We start from the raw sequence: 15,183 nt of genomic DNA, 5'->3' as shown, positions 1-15,183 counted from the left end.
CGTTGCGCGCGTCAGTAGCAGGAGCGGCTGCCGCGCCGGATCGGCCGCCGTCGCTGAAGACAGGAACCATCGTCATTTTCAGAGGAAACCATGAGTGCAATCGTAGACATCATCGGCCGCGAAATTCTGGATTCGCGCGGCAATCCCACCGTCGAATGCGACGTGCTGCTCGAATCGGGCACGATGGGCCGCGCGGCGGTGCCGTCGGGCGCGTCGACCGGCTCGCGCGAGGCGATCGAGCTGCGCGACGGCGAAGCCGGCCGCTACAACGGCAAGGGCGTGCTGAAGGCGGTCGAGCACATCAACACCGAGATCTCCGAAGCGATCATGGGCCTCGACGCGTCCGAGCAGGCGTTCCTCGACAAGACGCTGCTCGAGCTCGACGGCACCGACAACAAGTCGCGCCTCGGCGCGAACGCGATGCTCGCCGTGTCGATGGCGGTCGCGAAGGCCGCGGCTGAAGAAGCCGGCCTGCCGCTGTACCGCTATTTCGGCGGCTCGGGCGCGATGCAACTGCCGGTGCCGATGATGAACATCGTCAACGGCGGCGCGCACGCGAACAACAGCCTCGACATCCAGGAATTCATGATCGTTCCGGTCAGCCAGCCGACGTTCCGCGAAGCGCTGCGTTGCGGCGCGGAAGTGTTCCATGCGCTGAAGAAGATCCTCGGCGACCGCGGCATGAGCACGGCGGTCGGCGACGAAGGCGGCTTCGCGCCGAACTTCGGCAGCAACGACGAATGCCTGTCGACGATCCTGCAGGCGATCGAGAAGGCCGGCTATCGCGCGGGCGAGGACGTGCTGCTCGCGCTCGACTGCGCGGCGTCCGAGTTCTACCACGACGGCAAGTACCAGCTCGCGGGCGAGGGCCTGCAACTGTCGTCGGCCGAATTCACCGATTACCTCGCGACGCTCGCCGACAAGTTCCCGATCGTGTCGATCGAGGACGGCATGCACGAAAGCGACTGGGACGGCTGGAAGCTCCTGACCGAGCGCCTCGGCAAGAAGGTGCAGTTGGTCGGCGACGACCTGTTCGTCACGAACACGCGCATCCTGAAGGAAGGCATCGAGAAGGGCATCGCGAACTCGATCCTCATCAAGATCAACCAGATCGGTACGTTGACCGAAACGTTCGCGGCGATCGAGATGGCCAAGCGCGCGGGCTACACGGCCGTGATTTCGCACCGTTCGGGCGAAACCGAGGATTCGACGATCGCCGACATCGCAGTCGGCCTGAACGCCGGCCAGATCAAGACGGGCTCGCTCTCGCGCAGCGATCGCATTTCGAAGTACAACCAACTGCTTCGCATCGAAGAGGACCTGGGCGACATCGCGAGCTACCCGGGCAAATCGGCGTTCTACAACCTGCGCTGACGCGCGCTAACGCGTTACTATCGGTCTTGTTCACTGATGACGCCGCTTCGCGATCCCGTGAAGCGGCGCTTCTTATATCTGCGGCTTATTCATGCGGCTCGTTACCGTCGTTCTGATCGCTTTGCTGGTCGTGATTCAGTACCCGTTGTGGTGGGGGCACGGCGGCTGGCTGCGGGTGCACGAGTTGCGGCAGCAGTTGAACGACCAGTTGCAGAAGAACGCCGATGCGAAGCTGCGCAACGAGCGGATTGCGGGCGAGGTGCAGGATCTGCAGAGCGGCACGTCGGCGATCGAGGAGCGCGCGCGCTACGAAATGGGCATGGTGAAGGACGGCGAAGTGTTCGTGCAGTTCGTGTCGCCGAATTCGCCGGCGCCCGCGGCGCAGAGCAACGCGCAGCCGTCGACGTCGACGCGCGGCGAGGTGTCGGCCGCGCCGATGCGCGTCGTGCCGAATCCGGTGTCGCGCGCAAAGCCCGAGAAGCGGCACGGCGGCGACAAGGCGCACAAGCCGGCGCACGGCTGACGGGCGCGCCGCCGGGCGTTGCACGGTGAAGATTTTTTGTTTCCCGTGGGTTTTCAATTCGCCGGAATTCGGCGATTTCACCACCACCAGCCCGGGTAGCCGTAGCTGAAGCCCGACCCCCAGCCATGTCCCCAGCCGCCGCCATAGTAGCCGCCGTAATAGGTGACGGGCGGCGGATAGTAGTACGACCAGGCGCGCGCCGCGTCCTCGGCCGCGATCGCCGCATTCTGCTCGCGCAGCACCTGCCGGTCGATCTCGTCGTAGCGCTTGCGCTCGTCGGGCGTGAGCGTGTGCGCCGGGGTGCCCGCCTGCTCGGGCAGACGACTCAGGACCGTCGTCGACGGCGGCGCGACGCATCCGCTCAGCGACGCGGCCGCAACGAGCGCCGCGAGCGGCGCGGCGCGAACGAGAATCGGTTTCATGCTGCTGCCTCCTGGCTTGTGCCGGCGCCGCGCTTGCCGGACGGCGGCGCGGCGCATTGCCCGCTTGCTCGTTTGTCCGTTTGCTCGCGGGCGAATCAGTGCCGTTGCGCGGCGGCGGGCGCGACGCCGGCGCCGAGCTCGGGCGTCGAGAATAGCTGGACGACGTCGACCGGATCGAATTCGTAGCGCTGATTGCAGAATTCGCAGTGGATCTCGACATGGCCGCGCTCTTCGATCACGCCGTCGATCTCGACGCGCCCGAGCATGCGCAGCATCCCGCCGACCTTCTCGCGCGAGCACGTGCACTGGAAGCGCGTGGCCGTCGGTTCGAAGTGCTGCACGTTCTCCTGCCAGAACAGACGCCGGAACACGGTCTCGGGTTCCACTTCGAGCAGCTCTTTCGACGACAGCGTGCCGCCGAGCGTGCAGACGCGCTCCCACGTATCCGTATCGGTCTCCTCGACGCGCGGCACGATGCCGCCGTCGCCCGGCAGCTTCTGCAGCAGCACGCCGACCGCGCGATCGTGATCGGCGGCGAGCCAGAGGCGCGTGTCGAGCTGCTCGGAGTGCCGCATGTAATGCTCGAGCACGTCGGCGATCGACGCGAGCTGGCCGTCCTCGCCGTTCAGCGGCACGATGCCCTGATACGGCTGCTGGCCGGGCCGCTTGTCGGCGGGATCGAGCGTGATCACGCAGCGGCCGTGGCCGCTCGCGTTGATCAGGTCCGCGAACGAAGTGTCGTCGCCGACGGCCCGCGCGGCGTCGCCCGAGAACTTCGCGGTCGCGCGCATCGCGAGGTCCGAGCTGCACTGGACGACGAGCATCTTCAACGGACCGTCGCCGAAGATCTGCATGATGAGCGTGCCGTCGAACTTGAGATTTGCCGACAGCAGCGCGCACGCCGCCATCATCTCGCCGAGCACGTTGCGCACGGGCGTCGGATAGTCGCGGCGCGTGAGCACCTCTTGCCACGTGTTGCGCAGCGAGACGATCTCGCCGCGCACCGGGGCCGCGTTGAACATGAATTTCTGTAACTGGTCGCTCACTTTTTCCCTCGACGATCAAACGGCTCGTGCGCGGCGGTTCAGCCGATCCGCACGAGCTGCTCCTTGAAATACGCGCGCCGCATCGCGTAGCTCTTCGTGTTCATGTGCATCCGCGCGACGTCCTCGTCGGACAGCGTACGCACGACCTTCGCCGGCGCGCCGAGAATCAGCGAATTGTCGGGAAACGCCTTGCCCTCGGTGATCACCGCGCCCGCGCCGACCAGACAGTTGCGGCCGATCACCGCGCGATTCAAGATCACGGCCTGAATGCCGATCAGCGAGCCCTCGCCGATCGTGCAGCCGTGCAGCATCGCCTGATGGCCGACCGTCACGTTCGGCGCGATCGTGAGCGGGCAGCCCGGATCGGTGTGCAGCACCGCGCCTTCCTGCACGTTGCTGCCGGCGCCGACCGTGATCGGCTCGTTGTCGCCGCGGATCGTCGCGCCGAACCAGACACTCGCGTTCTCTTCCAGCACGACCTTGCCGACGATCGTCGCGCTGTCCGCGACGAACACGCTTTCGTGGATGGACGGGGCGTTGTCGCCGAGCTTGTAGATGGTCACGATGTCTCCCTTGGGCCTTGTCTGGGCGGCCGGTACAATGGCGCGCGGTTGCGTCGCGCCTGGATGCGGCGCATCGAATCTTTTATTGTAAACGGTTGTCCCGGTCGTTCGCGCGCGCAGCGTGCGAGCATGTCGTCTTCTCATGTCATCCGTCTCGATTTCGTCGCCCGAACCGTTGCGCTGCGTGCGCAGCGACGCACTTGCCGCGCTTTGCGAACCCGATCCCGCGCGCAAGGCCGCGCTCGTCGTCGAGCTGCGCTCGGCGCTCATCGACGGCCGCGCGGCGGCGTTCCCCGAGCGCGAGCTGAGCGCGCCCGAGCACGGCCTGCCCGGGCGGCCGGTTCGCCCGGAGCTCGTCGAGCCGCGCCGGCTCGAGCGGCGCAGCATGCGCTCGCCGCAAGGGCGGGTCGTGCTGCTGCATGCGCTCGCGCACATCGAATTCAACGCAATCAATCTCGCGCTCGACGCGGTATGGCGCTTTGCGCGGATGCCCGCGGCGTTCTATGCGGACTGGCTGAAAGTCGCCGCGGAGGAGGCGCACCACTTCTCGCTGCTCGCCGCGCGTCTTGCCGAGTTCGGGCACGCGTACGGCGATTTTCCGGCGCACGACGGCCTCTGGGAGATGTGCGAGCGGACCGCGGGCGACGTGCTTGCGCGGATGGCGCTCGTGCCGCGCACGCTCGAGGCGCGCGGGCTCGACGCGTCGCCGCCGATCCGTGCGCGGCTTCAGCAGGCGGGCGATCATGCGTCGGCGGCGATTCTCGACGTGATCCTGCGCGACGAGATCGGCCACGTAGGGATCGGCAATCGCTGGTTTCGCCATCTGTGCGACGACGCCGGGTTCGATCCGCATGCGACCTACGAACGGCTCGCCGAGCAGTATCGGGCGCCGCGGCTGCGCGGCCCGTTCAATGTCGATGCACGGCGCGCCGCGGGCTTTACCGACGACGAATTGAATGCGCTCGTGGCGCAGGACGTCGATCCGAAGGGATGACGCGGGTGCCGGCTCAGTTTGGCTCGTTCGGCACGGCGGGGCGGGTTGCGCCACGCCCGACGCCCGCATCGGCGTGGCCCAGGGTCTGTTCACGCCCGTCATCAGCGTGAACAGACCCTGGAGAAGTGTCTCGACACGCGCCCGGCCTTGCGACTCGCCATACGCCGGACGGGCCGGATCGATATAATCGAACGGTCATTCTTTTTTGGCGGTTGCGATGCACTCCACTCAATCTGTCTCCGATTTCGTCACGGTTCGCGGCGTGAAGCTGCATGTGCGCCGCTGGGGGCGGCCCGATGCGCCGACACTCTACATGCTGCACGGCTGGATGGACGTCGCCGCGTCGTTCCAGTTCGTCGTCGACGCGCTCGCGGGCGACTGGCAGGTGATCGCGCCCGACGCGCGCGGCTTCGGCCTGTCCGATTGGCCGGTCGCCGCGCAAGGCGGCGGCCATTACTGGTTCCACGAGTACCTGGCGGACCTCGATGCGCTGATCGATCACTACACGCCGGAAGGCGAGGTAAACCTCGTCGGCCACAGCATGGGCGCGAACGTCGTGTGCCTGTATGCGGGCGCGCGGCCGCGGCGGGTGCGGCGAGTCGTCGATCTGGAGGGCTTCGGGCTCGCGCCCGCGCGCGCCGAGCAGGCGCCGCGGCGCCTCGAGCAATGGCTCGACGAGCTGCGCACGCCGCCGACGCTCAAGCGTTACGCGTCGCTCGAAGACGTCGCCGCGCGCCTCGTGAAGACGAATCCGCGCCTCGAGCCGCGCCGCGCGGCGTTTCTCGCCGCGCACTGGTCGACGCGCGATGCGGATGGCCAGTACCGGCTGCTCGCCGATCCCGCGCACAAGCTGCGCGGCCCGCTGCTGTACAGGCTCGACGAGGTGATGGCGATCTGGGCGAAGGTGCGCGCGAAGGTGCTGCACGTCGAGGCCGTCGATTCGCCGACGTTCGCGTTTCTGGCGGGCGAGATTCCGATTCCCGAGTTCAAGGCGCGCTTTGCGGCGTTCGCCGACTGGCGCGAGAAGCTCGTCGAAGACGCGGGACACATGGTCCATCACGACCAGCCGGAGCAGATCGCGGCGCTGATCGAGGCGTTCTGCGCCTGAGCCGATTTCGAGGGGCGTCGATCCGGGCGGGGCGGCGAATCGGCGAATCGGTGGGCGGCGAAAATCTGAAGGCGAAAGACCGAAGGCGACGAGCGAAGGGCGAAGGAAGGGCGGCCGCGCGCCGGCTCGCCGGGTCCGCCGCCGTTCGCGGTCCCGCCGGCTGAGCGTCTGCGGCGAATTTGCGCGTTGCAGTAGAATGAACGCTTAGCCTCCGACGCCCACGATGAACGCCGATCTCCACTGCCATTCGAACGTTTCCGACGGTCAGCTCGCGCCCGCCGACGTCGCGCGCCGCGCGCACGCGGGCGGCGTCACGCTGTGGGCGCTGACCGATCATGACGAGGTCGGCGGCCAGCGCGCCGCGCGTGAAGCCGCCGAGGCGCTCGGCATGCGCTATCTGCACGGCGTCGAGATTTCCGTGACGTGGGCGTCGCGCACCGTGCACATCGTCGGCCTGAACATCGATCCGCAGAACCCCGCGCTCGTCGACGGGCTCCGCCGCACCCGCAACGGCCGCGCGGCGCGCGCGGTCGCGATCGGCGACGCGCTCGCCGCGCTCGGCATCGAGGGGGCCTACGAAGGCGCGCTCGGCTTTGTGTCGAATCCCGATCTGATCTCGCGCACCCACTTCGCGCGCTTTCTCGTCGACAAGGGCTACGCGGCGTCGATATCCGACGTGTTCGACCGCTATCTCGGCGACGGCAAGCCGGGCTACGTCGCGCACCGCTGGGCGAAGCTGTCGGACGCCGTCACGTGGATCCGGCAGGCGGGCGGCGAAGCGGTCATCGCGCATCCGGGCCGCTATGCGTACACGAGCGTCGAGTTCGACGCGTTCTTCGGCGAGTTCATCGATCTGGGCGGCGTCGCGATCGAGGTCGTGACGGGCAGCCACACGCCCGACCAGTACCGCGAATACGCGGACGTCGCGCGGCGCTTCGGCTTCGAGGCGTCGCGCGGCTCCGATTTTCACGCGCCGGGAGAAGGGCGCACCGAGCTCGGCAGCCTGCCGCCGCTGCCGTCCGATCTCAAGCCCGTCTGGGAGCGCTGGCTGTAGCGGCGTTTGCCGGCAGCACATCCGGCCGCGGCACGCGCGCGCCGATCCATACCTTTGTCCCCATGTCCCAATTCTTCAGGATTCACCCGGATAATCCGCAGACGCGTCTCGTCAAGCAGGCGGCCGAAATCGTGCGCGGCGGCGGCGTGATCGCGCTGCCGACCGATTCGAGCTATGCGCTCGCATGCCATCTGGACGACAAGGACGCGGTCGAGCGCGTGCGCCGCATCCGCGGGCTCGACGAAAAGCAGCACCTGTCGCTGCTCGTGCGCGATCTGTCCGAGCTCGCGACGTTCGCGATGGTCGACAACCGGCAATACCGGCTGATCAAATCGGTGACGCCGGGGCCGTACGTGTTCATCCTGCAGGCGACGAAGGAAGTGCCGCGGCGGCTGTCGCACCCGTCGCGCAAGACGATCGGCCTGCGCGTGCCCGCGCACGCGATCACGCTCGCGCTGCTCGAGGCGCTCGGCCAGCCGCTTCTCGGCACGACGCTGATCCTGCCGCCCGACGATGAGCCGCTCAACGATCCGGAGGAAATCCGCGCGCGCCTCGAAAAGCAGATCGACCTCGTGATCGACGGCGGCGCGTGCTCGCGCGAGCCGTCGACGGTCATCGACCTGACGGGCGACGAGCCGCAGCTCGTGCGGGCGGGGCGCGGCCCGCTCGAGCCGTTCGGCCTCGCCGCGTGAGCGCCGCCGCGCCGTCCCGGCGCACCGGAGCGGCCGCCGTTTCGGTCCGCATGCACACGCGCCGTTCGCGCGTTTGCCGCTTGTTACAATAGTGCGCTATGGATGCTTCTTCCCTGATACAGACAATTGCCGTCTACGCACTGCCCGTGGTCTTCGCGATCACGCTGCACGAGGCTGCCCACGGCTACGTCGCTCGCCTGCTCGGCGACAACACCGCGTACATGATGGGCCGCGTGTCGTTCAACCCGATGCGCCACATCGATCCGTTCGGCACGATCGTGATTCCGCTCGTGCTGTACTTCCTGACGAGCGGCGCGTTCCTGTTCGGCTACGCGAAGCCCGTGCCCGTCACGTTCCGCAATCTGCGCAACCCGCGCTGGGGGAGCCTGTGGGTCGCGCTCGCGGGGCCAGGCTGCAACTTCGTCCAGGCGCTGATCTGGGGCTTCGTGAGCATCGGCCTCGCCGCGTTCGCGGTCGACGAGCCGTTCTTCACGCGCATGGCGGGAGCGGGCGTCGGCGTGAATCTCGTGCTCGCGGTGCTGAACCTCTTTCCGCTGCCGCCGCTCGACGGCGGGCGCGTGCTCGCGGCGCTGCTGCCGCCGAAGCCATCGATCGCGCTGTCGCGGCTCGAGCCGTACGGCTTCTTCATCGTGCTCGCGCTCGTCGCGACGGGCCTTCTGACGAAGCTCTGGCTGCGGCCGCTGGTGGGCGCGGGCTACGCCGTCGTGACGGCCATCCTGACTCCTTTCGCCTCGCTTTTCTAACGACAATCATGTTCCCAGACCGTATCTTTTCCGGCATGCGACCCACGGGGTCGCTCCATCTCGGCCACTATCACGGCGTGCTGAAGAACTGGGTCAAGCTGCAGTCCGAGTATCCGTGCTTCTTCTGCGTGGTCGACTGGCACGCGCTGACGACGCACTACGAAACGCCCGAGGTGATCGAGAAGAACGTCTGGGATGTGCTGATCGACTGGCTCGCCTCGGGCATCGACCCGGCGCAGGCGACGCTCTTCATCCAGAGCAAGGTGCCCGAGCATGCCGAGCTCGCGCTGCTGCTCGGCATGAGCACGCCGCTCGGCTGGCTCGAGCGCGTGCCGACCTACAAGGAGCAGATCGAGAAGCTGAAGGACAAGGATCTGTCGACGTACGGCTTCCTCGGCTACCCGGTGCTGATGGCGGCCGACATCCTGCTGTACCGCGGCTCGCTCGTGCCGGTCGGCGAGGACCAGGTGCCGCACGTGGAGATGACGCGCGAGATCGCGCGCCGCTTCAATTATCTGTACGGCCGCGAGCCGGGCTTCGAGGAGAAGGCGCTCGAGGCGGCGAAGAAGCTGGGCGGCAAGCGCGCGAAGCTCTATCACGAGCTGCGCAACGCGTATCAGCAGGAGGGCGACGACGAGGCGCTCGAACAGGCGCGCGCGATGCTGCAGGAATCGCAGAGCCTGTCGATGAGCGACCGCGAGCGCCTGTTCGGCTATCTCGAAGGCGCGCGCAAGATCATCCTCGTCGAGCCGCAGGCGCTTCTGACCGCAGCGTCGCGGATGCCGGGCCTCGACGGCCAGAAGATGTCGAAGTCGTACGGCAACACGATCGGCCTGCGCGAGGACGCCGAGACGATCACGAAGAAGGTCCGCACGATGCCGACCGATCCCGCGCGCGTGCGCCGCAGCGATCCGGGCGATCCCGATAAATGCCCGGTCTGGCAACTGCACCAAGTCTACACCGACGACGCGACGCACGACTGGGTTCAGAAGGGCTGCCGCTCGGCGGGCATCGGCTGCCTGGACTGCAAGCAGCCGGTCGTCGACGGCATCCTGCGCGAGCAGCAGCCGATGCTCGAGCGCGCGCAGAAGTACATGGACGATCCGTCGCTGCTGCGCGCGATCGTCGCGGACGGCTGCGACAAGGCGCGCAAGCACGCGACCGAGACGATGCGCGACGTGCGCGAGGCGATGGGGCTGTCGTACAGTTGAAAACGCTGACGATCGCGGTTCACGACGCGCCCGGCGCGGGGGCGCACGGCGTGGCGGCCGAGCCGTCGGCGTGGGTGCGCGAATGGTCGCATCTCGTGCCGGCGGGCGGCGCGGTGCTCGACGTCGCCGCGGGCCACGGCCGCCACGCGCGCTGGTTCGCCGAGCGCGGCCATCCGGTCCGCGCGCTCGAGCGCGAGCCGGCCGCGCTCGCGTCGCTCGGCGCGCTGCCGGGTGTCGTCGCGCAGGCGGCCGATCTCGAAGGCGCGCCGTGGCCGCTCGCCGGCGATGCGCGCTTTTCCGCCGTCGTCGTCACGAACTATCTGCATCGCCCGCTGCTGCCGCGTCTCGTCGCCGCGGTCGCGCCGGGCGGCGTGCTGCTGTACGAGACCTTCGCGCAAGGCAACCAAACGGTCGGCAAGCCGTCCAATCCGGCATTCCTGCTCGCGCCGGGCGAGCTGCTCGACGCGGTGCGCGGGCAGTTGCGCGTCGTCGCGTTCGAGGACGGGTTCGCCGCCGCGCCGCGCGACGCATTCGTCCAACGAATCTGCGCGGTGCGCGAGCGTGCCGTGGCGGAAGAAGGGGCGGGATTTCCGCGTTACGGACTGGCGGGCTAATCCGCTACAATCGACCCTTACCGATTTTTCATCGCGTTTGTTTCATGGCTAACGGCACTCAAGACGGCATTCAAATCCGCGGCAGCGTCCCCGCGATCGTCACCCCGATGCTCGAGGACGGCGGCCTCGATCTGGCGGCCTTCCGCAAGCTGATCGACTGGCACATCGAAGAGGGGACGGATGCCCTCGTCGTGGTCGGCACGAGCGGCGAATCGGCGACGCTTTCCGTCGACGAACATGTCCTCATGATCGAAACCGCCGTCAAGCATGCGGCGAAGCGGATTCCGATCGTTGCGGGCGCGGGCGGCAATTCGACGACCGAGGCGATCGAGTTGTCGAAGCATGCGAAGGCGGTGGGCGCCGACGCGACGCTGCAAGTGGTGCCGTATTACAACAAGCCGACGCAGGAAGGGATATACTGCCACTTCAAGGCGATCGCCGAGGCGGTCGACCTGCCGGTGATCCTGTACAACGTGCCGGGCCGCACGGTCGCGGACATGTCGAACGACACGATCCTGCGTCTTTCTCAGGTGCCGGGCATCGCCGGCGTGAAGGACGCGACGGGCAACATCGACCGCGCCGCGCAGTTGATCAAGGCGGCGCCCGCGCACTTCTCGATCTACAGCGGCGACGATCCGACCGCGATCGCGCTGATGCTCCTCGGCGGCCATGGCAACATCTCGGTGACGGCGAACGTCGCGCCGCGCGCGATGAGCGAGCTCTGCCGCGCGGCGCTCGCCGCCGACGTGAAGACGGCGCGAGAGATCCATATGAAGCTCCTGTCGCTGCACAAGCATCTGTTCATCGAGGCGAATCCGATCCCGGTGAAGTGGGCGCTGCAACAGATGGGCAAGATCGCGGGCGGCATTCGCCTGCCGCTCACACCGCTCGACGAGCGTTGCCACGACACCGTGCGCGGCGCGCTTCGCGAGGCCGGCCTCCTGTGAGGCCGGACGCGGCCGCTCGGGCGGCCGCACCGCACCCCGATCGATCCGACACTGACCCGGCCGCTCCCGGCGCCGTGCGTGACACGCGTTCTAGCAAGACGAAGGACTTCATGAAACATTCCGCCTTTTCCTCCCGCGCGATCCAGGTTTCGGTGCTGGCGCTCGCGCTGGGCGCGCTCGCCGGCTGCGACACGCTGAACGACTACCTCGCGCCCGACCGGGTCAACTACAAGTCGACCGGCTCGGCGCCGCCGCTGCAGGTGCCGCAGGATCTGACGGCGATGCCGCTCAGCCCGTCGTACGTCGCGCCGCCGACGAATTCGGGCCTGGGCTCCGCACCGACGCGCGCGGTGACGGCCGCGGGCAACTCGACGGAAGGGCAGCCGAGCGCGCAGGACCCGTTCGGGATGCACATCGAGCGCGACGGCGACCGCCGCTGGCTCGTCGTCGACGGCCGCACGCCCGAGCAGCTCTGGCCGCAACTGAAGGAGTTCTGGCAGGACAACGGCTTCGCGCTGAAGACGGACGCGCCGTCGACGGGCATCATGGCCACCGACTGGGCGGAAAACCGCGCGAACATTCCCGACGACTGGTTCCGCCGCACGATCGGCCGCGTGATCGATTTCGCCTATTCGTCGGGCACGCGCGATCGCTTCCGCACGCTCGTCACGCGTACGCCGGACGGCAATACGGACATCTCGATCACGCATAGCGCAATGGAAGAGAAGCTGACGGGCGCGCAGGGCGGCTCGTCGTCGCGCTGGGAGGAGCGTCCGCGCAATCCGGTGCTCGAAGCCGTGTTCCTCGCGAAGCTGATGGAGAAGTTCGGCCTGACCGACGCGCAGGCGAAGCAACTGCTCGCCGACGCGCGCCCCGCCACCGCGCCCGCGACCGTCGTCGGCGCCGGCGGCGCGTCGACGCTCGATCTGGCCGAGTCGTTCGACCGCGCGTGGCTGCGCGTCGGTCTCGCGCTCGACCGCACGAACTTCACGGTCGACAACCGCGATCGCTCGAAGGGCGTCTACTACGTCCGCTATGCGAATTCGATGGAAGAGCTCAAGCGCGACGGCCTGTTCGGCAAGCTGTTCTACGGTGGCCCGACGGCCGCGAAGCCGGGCAAGGAATTCCTCGTCAACGTGCGCGCGCAAGGCGACTCGAAGACGCAAGTGGCCGTCGTCGATGCAAACGGCCAGATCGACACCTCGTCCGACGCGCAGCGGCTCATCTCGCTGCTGCACGCGCAGCTAAATTAAGCGCACGTGCGATTCGCGAGCCTCGGAAGCGGCAGCGAAGGCAATGCGCTCGTCGTCGAAGCGTCGAATGGCGCGACGACGACGCGCGTCCTGCTCGACTGCGGCTTCTCGGCGAAGGAACTCGAACGCCGGCTCGCACGCGTCGATTTGCGCGTCGACGATCTCGACGCGATTCTCGTCACTCACGAACACGGCGACCATGTCGGCTGCGCGCTGGCGCTCGCCCGCCGTGCGTCGCTGCCGCTGTACACGAGCTGGGGCACCGCGCGCGCGGTCGGCGCGGACGAGGCCGACGTCGACCTCCGCGTGCTCTGGGGCGACGAGACGGCCGCGGTAGGCGATCTGTGCGTGCTCCCCTATACCGTTCCGCACGACGCGCGCGAGCCGCTCCAGTTCGTCTTCAGCGACGGCGCGACGCGTCTCGGCGTGCTGACCGACGTCGGCATGTCGACGCCGCGCATCAGCGCCGTGCTGAGCGGCTGCGACGGCCTCGTGCTGGAGGCGAATCACGACGTCGCGATGCTCGCGGCCAGTCGCTATCCGGCGTCGCTGAAGGCGCGCATCGGCGGCTCGCACGGCCATCTGAGCAACGACGCGGCGGCCGCCATCCTCGCCGAGCTCGATCGCAGCCGGCTGCGACACCTGGTGGCCGCGCATCTGAGCCAGCAGAACAACGCGCCGGCGCTCGCGCAGGCGGCGCTCGCAGCGGCTTTGGGAGGGCAGGCGGACGACGTGCTCGTTGCGTCGCAAGACGAGGGATTCGGCTGGCTCAGCCTGCGCTGAAGCGCGCCCTGCGGCGCCTCATGGACCCGCAGGTCATGCAAGGGACATAAAAAGGACGTAAAAAAAACCGGCCCGTAGGCCGGTTTTTTTTTAGCTGATGCTGACGCGGACTTACTGGCTTGCGCCCGAAGCCGGAGCAGCCGTCGCTGCCGAAGCAGCCGACGCCACAGCAGCAGCCGCATCGCTCGCAGCAGCGGCAACGCTCGAAGCAGCGTCCGAAGCAGCAGCGGCAACGCCCGAAGCAGCCGAAGCGGCAGCGGCGGTTGCTTCGCTAGCAGCCGACGAAGCAGCTTGCTCGGAGCTCTTGTTGCACGCAGCCAGTGCAACGGCAGCCAACAGGGAAGCTACGAGGAGGGATTTCTTCATGATCACGTCCTTTTATGGTTAAAGGTAAGCAACAGCGCGAAACAATACCGGTAATGTGCTCCAACACCGACCTGGGCCGCTGGTGGAGATGCACTTCTAGAGCGTGAATCTTCCCTACGGCTTGGGCGGAAATTATATGCACTTTCCTATCGACCGTCGACAAATGCGGGGTCAATACGTTGTCTTTCCCATACAAAAACATGCGTTCGTATGGGTATACGGCCGGGCAACTCTACCCCATGTCGCCCACCCGTATCCAGCCCGCACGATACCACTCGTGCAGCAGGCCTGTCATGGCGGGGTCCCGGGAGAGTGTTACAAACCGTTTCGCCTCCATCCGCCGCGTATCGGCCAGCTCCGGCAGCCATTTCGCCGCGGTTGCGAGCGGATGCGCGTCGCCGTTGATGAAGTACGAGCGCGCGTTATACAACAACGCCGCTTTCCTGTCGAGCCGGATGCCCCGGCGAGACGCCTGGGCGACGAACGCGGCTTCGCCAAGTCGTCGCGGCGGCGGCTCGAAAACGACGTTTGATTTGGGCTCGCTCAAATAACAGCCAAGAAAATCGCCAATATCGCGTTCGTCCCATTTGATTCCAGCGAGCATCGCGGCCGCGCGCTCGACCATCGCGGCAGGCAGCATCGCGGGCGTGTCGACCGCGGGCTGCGCCGGGTCGCGGTATCGCGTGTCGTCGCACGTGCCTGTGCGCAGGCCGCCGCGCTCCGCGAGGTGATAGAGGAACTGCGCGCGCAACTCGCCTGCGGACGGGGCTCGGAAGCCGATCGAGCACGTCATGCACTCGCCGAGCGCGATGCCGTCGTGCGCGACGTGCGGCGGCAGGTACAGCATGTCGCCGGGTTCGAGCACCCATTCGTCTGTCGGCTCGAAATTCGCGAGGACCTTGAGCGGCAAACCTTCCTGCAGCGACAGATCCTGCTGCGCGCCGATCCGCCAGCGGCGCTTGCCGTGCACCTGCAGCAGGAACACGTCGTACGAGTCGAAATGCGGGCCGACGCCGCCGCCGTCCGTCGCGTACGAGATCATCAGGTCGTCGAGGCGTGCATCCGGAACGAACCGGAAGCGCTCGAGCAGCGAGCGGGCGCGCTCGTCGTGCAGGTCGAGCCCCTGCACGAGCAGCGTCCACTCGCGGCGCTTCACGGACGGCAGATTCTCGGGCTCGAACGGCCCGTGCTCCAGTTGCCATCTGTTACGAAAATGGGTGACGAGACGCGATTCGACGTCAAAGTCGGCTGCAAGCTCGAACAGCGCATCGCGCGACAGCGGCGGCGCGATGTCGGCAATGGCCTGCCGAATCAGAAGCGGCTTTTTCTGCCAATATCGGCGCATGAATTGCGCGGGACTGAGATTGCCGAGAAGCGGGGTCGGCGCCTCGGGCAACGGCGCGCGGGTGCGTTCGAGCACACGGCCGGATGGTTCGGGTAGGGGCCGTTTGGGCATCGTATAATGGCTG

17 protein-coding genes are annotated in these 15,183 nt (G+C 67.5%); 12 read left to right on the top strand and 5 right to left on the bottom strand.

The genetic code is table 11. The features are described from left to right. The first annotated feature begins 90 nt into the window (after positions 1-90). Both eno and ftsB read left to right on the top strand, forming a co-directional pair. Positions 91-1,374, top strand: a complete 1,284-nt coding sequence (eno, locus tag WS92_RS22580; RefSeq protein WP_006025973.1) for a phosphopyruvate hydratase — start codon at positions 91-93, stop codon at positions 1,372-1,374. Between the two features lie 91 nt (positions 1,375-1,465). Next, on the top strand, positions 1,466-1,897 hold the full coding sequence (ftsB, locus tag WS92_RS22575; protein ID WP_009912938.1) for a cell division protein FtsB: 432 nt from the start codon (positions 1,466-1,468) through the stop codon (positions 1,895-1,897). 77 nt (positions 1,898-1,974) lie between these two features. Here ftsB and WS92_RS22570 read toward each other — a convergent pair whose 3' ends face one another. The 3 genes from WS92_RS22570 to WS92_RS22560 form a co-directional block, all read right to left on the bottom strand. Then, entirely contained in the window at positions 1,975-2,319 is a 345-nt protein-coding gene (locus tag WS92_RS22570; RefSeq protein WP_006025975.1) for a hypothetical protein, read from the bottom strand. Between the two features lie 95 nt (positions 2,320-2,414). Further along, positions 2,415-3,365, bottom strand: coding sequence for an Hsp33 family molecular chaperone HslO (gene hslO / locus WS92_RS22565; RefSeq protein ID WP_015602261.1), 951 nt, complete (start codon positions 3,363-3,365; stop codon positions 2,415-2,417). Between the two features lie 38 nt (positions 3,366-3,403). Then, positions 3,404-3,928 (bottom strand): gamma carbonic anhydrase family protein, encoded by a 525-nt coding sequence (locus WS92_RS22560; RefSeq protein WP_006025977.1) that lies wholly within the window; start codon positions 3,926-3,928, stop codon positions 3,404-3,406. Positions 3,929-4,103: 175 nt separating this feature from the next. Here WS92_RS22560 and WS92_RS22555 point away from each other — a divergent pair, with 175 nt between their 5' ends. The 10 genes from WS92_RS22555 to WS92_RS22510 all read left to right on the top strand — a co-directional run bounded on the left by WS92_RS22555 (position 4,104) and on the right by WS92_RS22510 (position 13,348). Continuing rightward, positions 4,104-4,922, top strand: a complete 819-nt coding sequence (locus WS92_RS22555) for a ferritin-like domain-containing protein (protein ID WP_059929315.1) — start codon at positions 4,104-4,106, stop codon at positions 4,920-4,922. A 217-nt stretch (positions 4,923-5,139) separates the two neighbouring features. Next, positions 5,140-6,030, top strand: a complete 891-nt coding sequence (locus WS92_RS22550; protein WP_059929313.1) for an alpha/beta fold hydrolase — start codon at positions 5,140-5,142, stop codon at positions 6,028-6,030. 223 nt (positions 6,031-6,253) lie between these two features. Next, positions 6,254-7,084 carry a 3',5'-nucleoside bisphosphate phosphatase gene (locus WS92_RS22545; protein WP_059929235.1) on the top strand — a complete coding sequence of 277 codons (831 nt, stop codon included), beginning with the start codon at positions 6,254-6,256 and terminating at the stop codon, positions 7,082-7,084. Between the two features lie 62 nt (positions 7,085-7,146). Beyond that, the gene (locus WS92_RS22540; protein WP_059929232.1) at positions 7,147-7,776 is read left to right on the top strand and encodes an L-threonylcarbamoyladenylate synthase; all 630 of its coding nucleotides are present in this window, start codon (positions 7,147-7,149) and stop codon (positions 7,774-7,776) included. A 98-nt stretch (positions 7,777-7,874) separates the two neighbouring features. Next, complete coding sequence (locus WS92_RS22535) at positions 7,875-8,540, top strand: site-2 protease family protein (protein WP_009912931.1); 666 nt, start codon at positions 7,875-7,877, stop codon at positions 8,538-8,540. 8 nt (positions 8,541-8,548) lie between these two features. Next, positions 8,549-9,751 (top strand): tryptophan--tRNA ligase, encoded by a 1,203-nt coding sequence (locus tag WS92_RS22530; RefSeq protein ID WP_006025983.1) that lies wholly within the window; start codon positions 8,549-8,551, stop codon positions 9,749-9,751. Continuing rightward, positions 9,748-10,365: a class I SAM-dependent methyltransferase gene (locus tag WS92_RS22525; RefSeq protein WP_015600794.1), complete on the top strand. Its 618-nt coding sequence runs from the start codon at positions 9,748-9,750 to the stop codon at positions 10,363-10,365. Before WS92_RS22530 ends, WS92_RS22525 begins: the two co-directional genes overlap by 4 nt. Positions 10,366-10,409: 44 nt before the next feature. Continuing rightward, positions 10,410-11,312 (top strand): 4-hydroxy-tetrahydrodipicolinate synthase, encoded by a 903-nt coding sequence (gene dapA, locus WS92_RS22520; protein WP_059929228.1) that lies wholly within the window; start codon positions 10,410-10,412, stop codon positions 11,310-11,312. A gap of 110 nt (positions 11,313-11,422) precedes the next feature. Continuing rightward, positions 11,423-12,565 (top strand): outer membrane protein assembly factor BamC, encoded by a 1,143-nt coding sequence (bamC, locus tag WS92_RS22515; RefSeq protein ID WP_059929225.1) that lies wholly within the window; start codon positions 11,423-11,425, stop codon positions 12,563-12,565. Positions 12,566-12,571: 6 nt separating this feature from the next. Beyond that, positions 12,572-13,348: an MBL fold metallo-hydrolase gene (locus WS92_RS22510; protein ID WP_015601865.1), complete on the top strand. Its 777-nt coding sequence runs from the start codon at positions 12,572-12,574 to the stop codon at positions 13,346-13,348. A gap of 271 nt (positions 13,349-13,619) precedes the next feature. On the opposite strand, the gene WS92_RS37260 is transcribed toward WS92_RS22510, so the two are convergent. Further along, positions 13,620-13,889 carry a hypothetical protein gene (locus tag WS92_RS37260; RefSeq protein ID WP_009904701.1) on the bottom strand — a complete coding sequence of 90 codons (270 nt, stop codon included), beginning with the start codon at positions 13,887-13,889 and terminating at the stop codon, positions 13,620-13,622. A gap of 57 nt (positions 13,890-13,946) precedes the next feature. Beyond that, the gene (locus tag WS92_RS22505; RefSeq protein WP_041861620.1) at positions 13,947-15,134 is read right to left on the bottom strand and encodes a cupin domain-containing protein; all 1,188 of its coding nucleotides are present in this window, start codon (positions 15,132-15,134) and stop codon (positions 13,947-13,949) included. Between the last annotated feature and the right edge of the window lie 49 nt (positions 15,135-15,183).

Source organism: Burkholderia sp. MSMB1588 (assembly GCF_001546925.1).
Classification (GTDB): Bacteria; Pseudomonadota; Gammaproteobacteria; order Burkholderiales; family Burkholderiaceae; genus Burkholderia; species Burkholderia humptydooensis.
This window is presented reverse-complemented; position numbering and strand designations above follow the sequence as displayed.

What these genes read in the sequence shown, in the direction of transcription:
- ftsB (WP_009912938.1), top strand. Translation starts at nt 1,466, where the DNA reads ATGCGGCTCGTTACCGTCGTTCTGATCGCTTTGCTGGTCGTGATTCAG.
- bamC (WP_059929225.1), top strand. Translation starts at nt 11,423, where the DNA reads ATGAAACATTCCGCCTTTTCCTCCCGCGCGATCCAGGTTTCGGTGCTG.
- WS92_RS22570 (WP_006025975.1), bottom strand. Translation starts at nt 2,319, where the DNA reads ATGAAACCGATTCTCGTTCGCGCCGCGCCGCTCGCGGCGCTCGTTGCG.
- WS92_RS22545 (WP_059929235.1), top strand. Translation starts at nt 6,254, where the DNA reads ATGAACGCCGATCTCCACTGCCATTCGAACGTTTCCGACGGTCAGCTC.
- WS92_RS22535 (WP_009912931.1), top strand. Translation starts at nt 7,875, where the DNA reads ATGGATGCTTCTTCCCTGATACAGACAATTGCCGTCTACGCACTGCCC.
- WS92_RS22550 (WP_059929313.1), top strand. Translation starts at nt 5,140, where the DNA reads ATGCACTCCACTCAATCTGTCTCCGATTTCGTCACGGTTCGCGGCGTG.
- WS92_RS22530 (WP_006025983.1), top strand. Translation starts at nt 8,549, where the DNA reads ATGTTCCCAGACCGTATCTTTTCCGGCATGCGACCCACGGGGTCGCTC.
- eno (WP_006025973.1), top strand. Translation starts at nt 91, where the DNA reads ATGAGTGCAATCGTAGACATCATCGGCCGCGAAATTCTGGATTCGCGC.
- WS92_RS22540 (WP_059929232.1), top strand. Translation starts at nt 7,147, where the DNA reads ATGTCCCAATTCTTCAGGATTCACCCGGATAATCCGCAGACGCGTCTC.
- dapA (WP_059929228.1), top strand. Translation starts at nt 10,410, where the DNA reads ATGGCTAACGGCACTCAAGACGGCATTCAAATCCGCGGCAGCGTCCCC.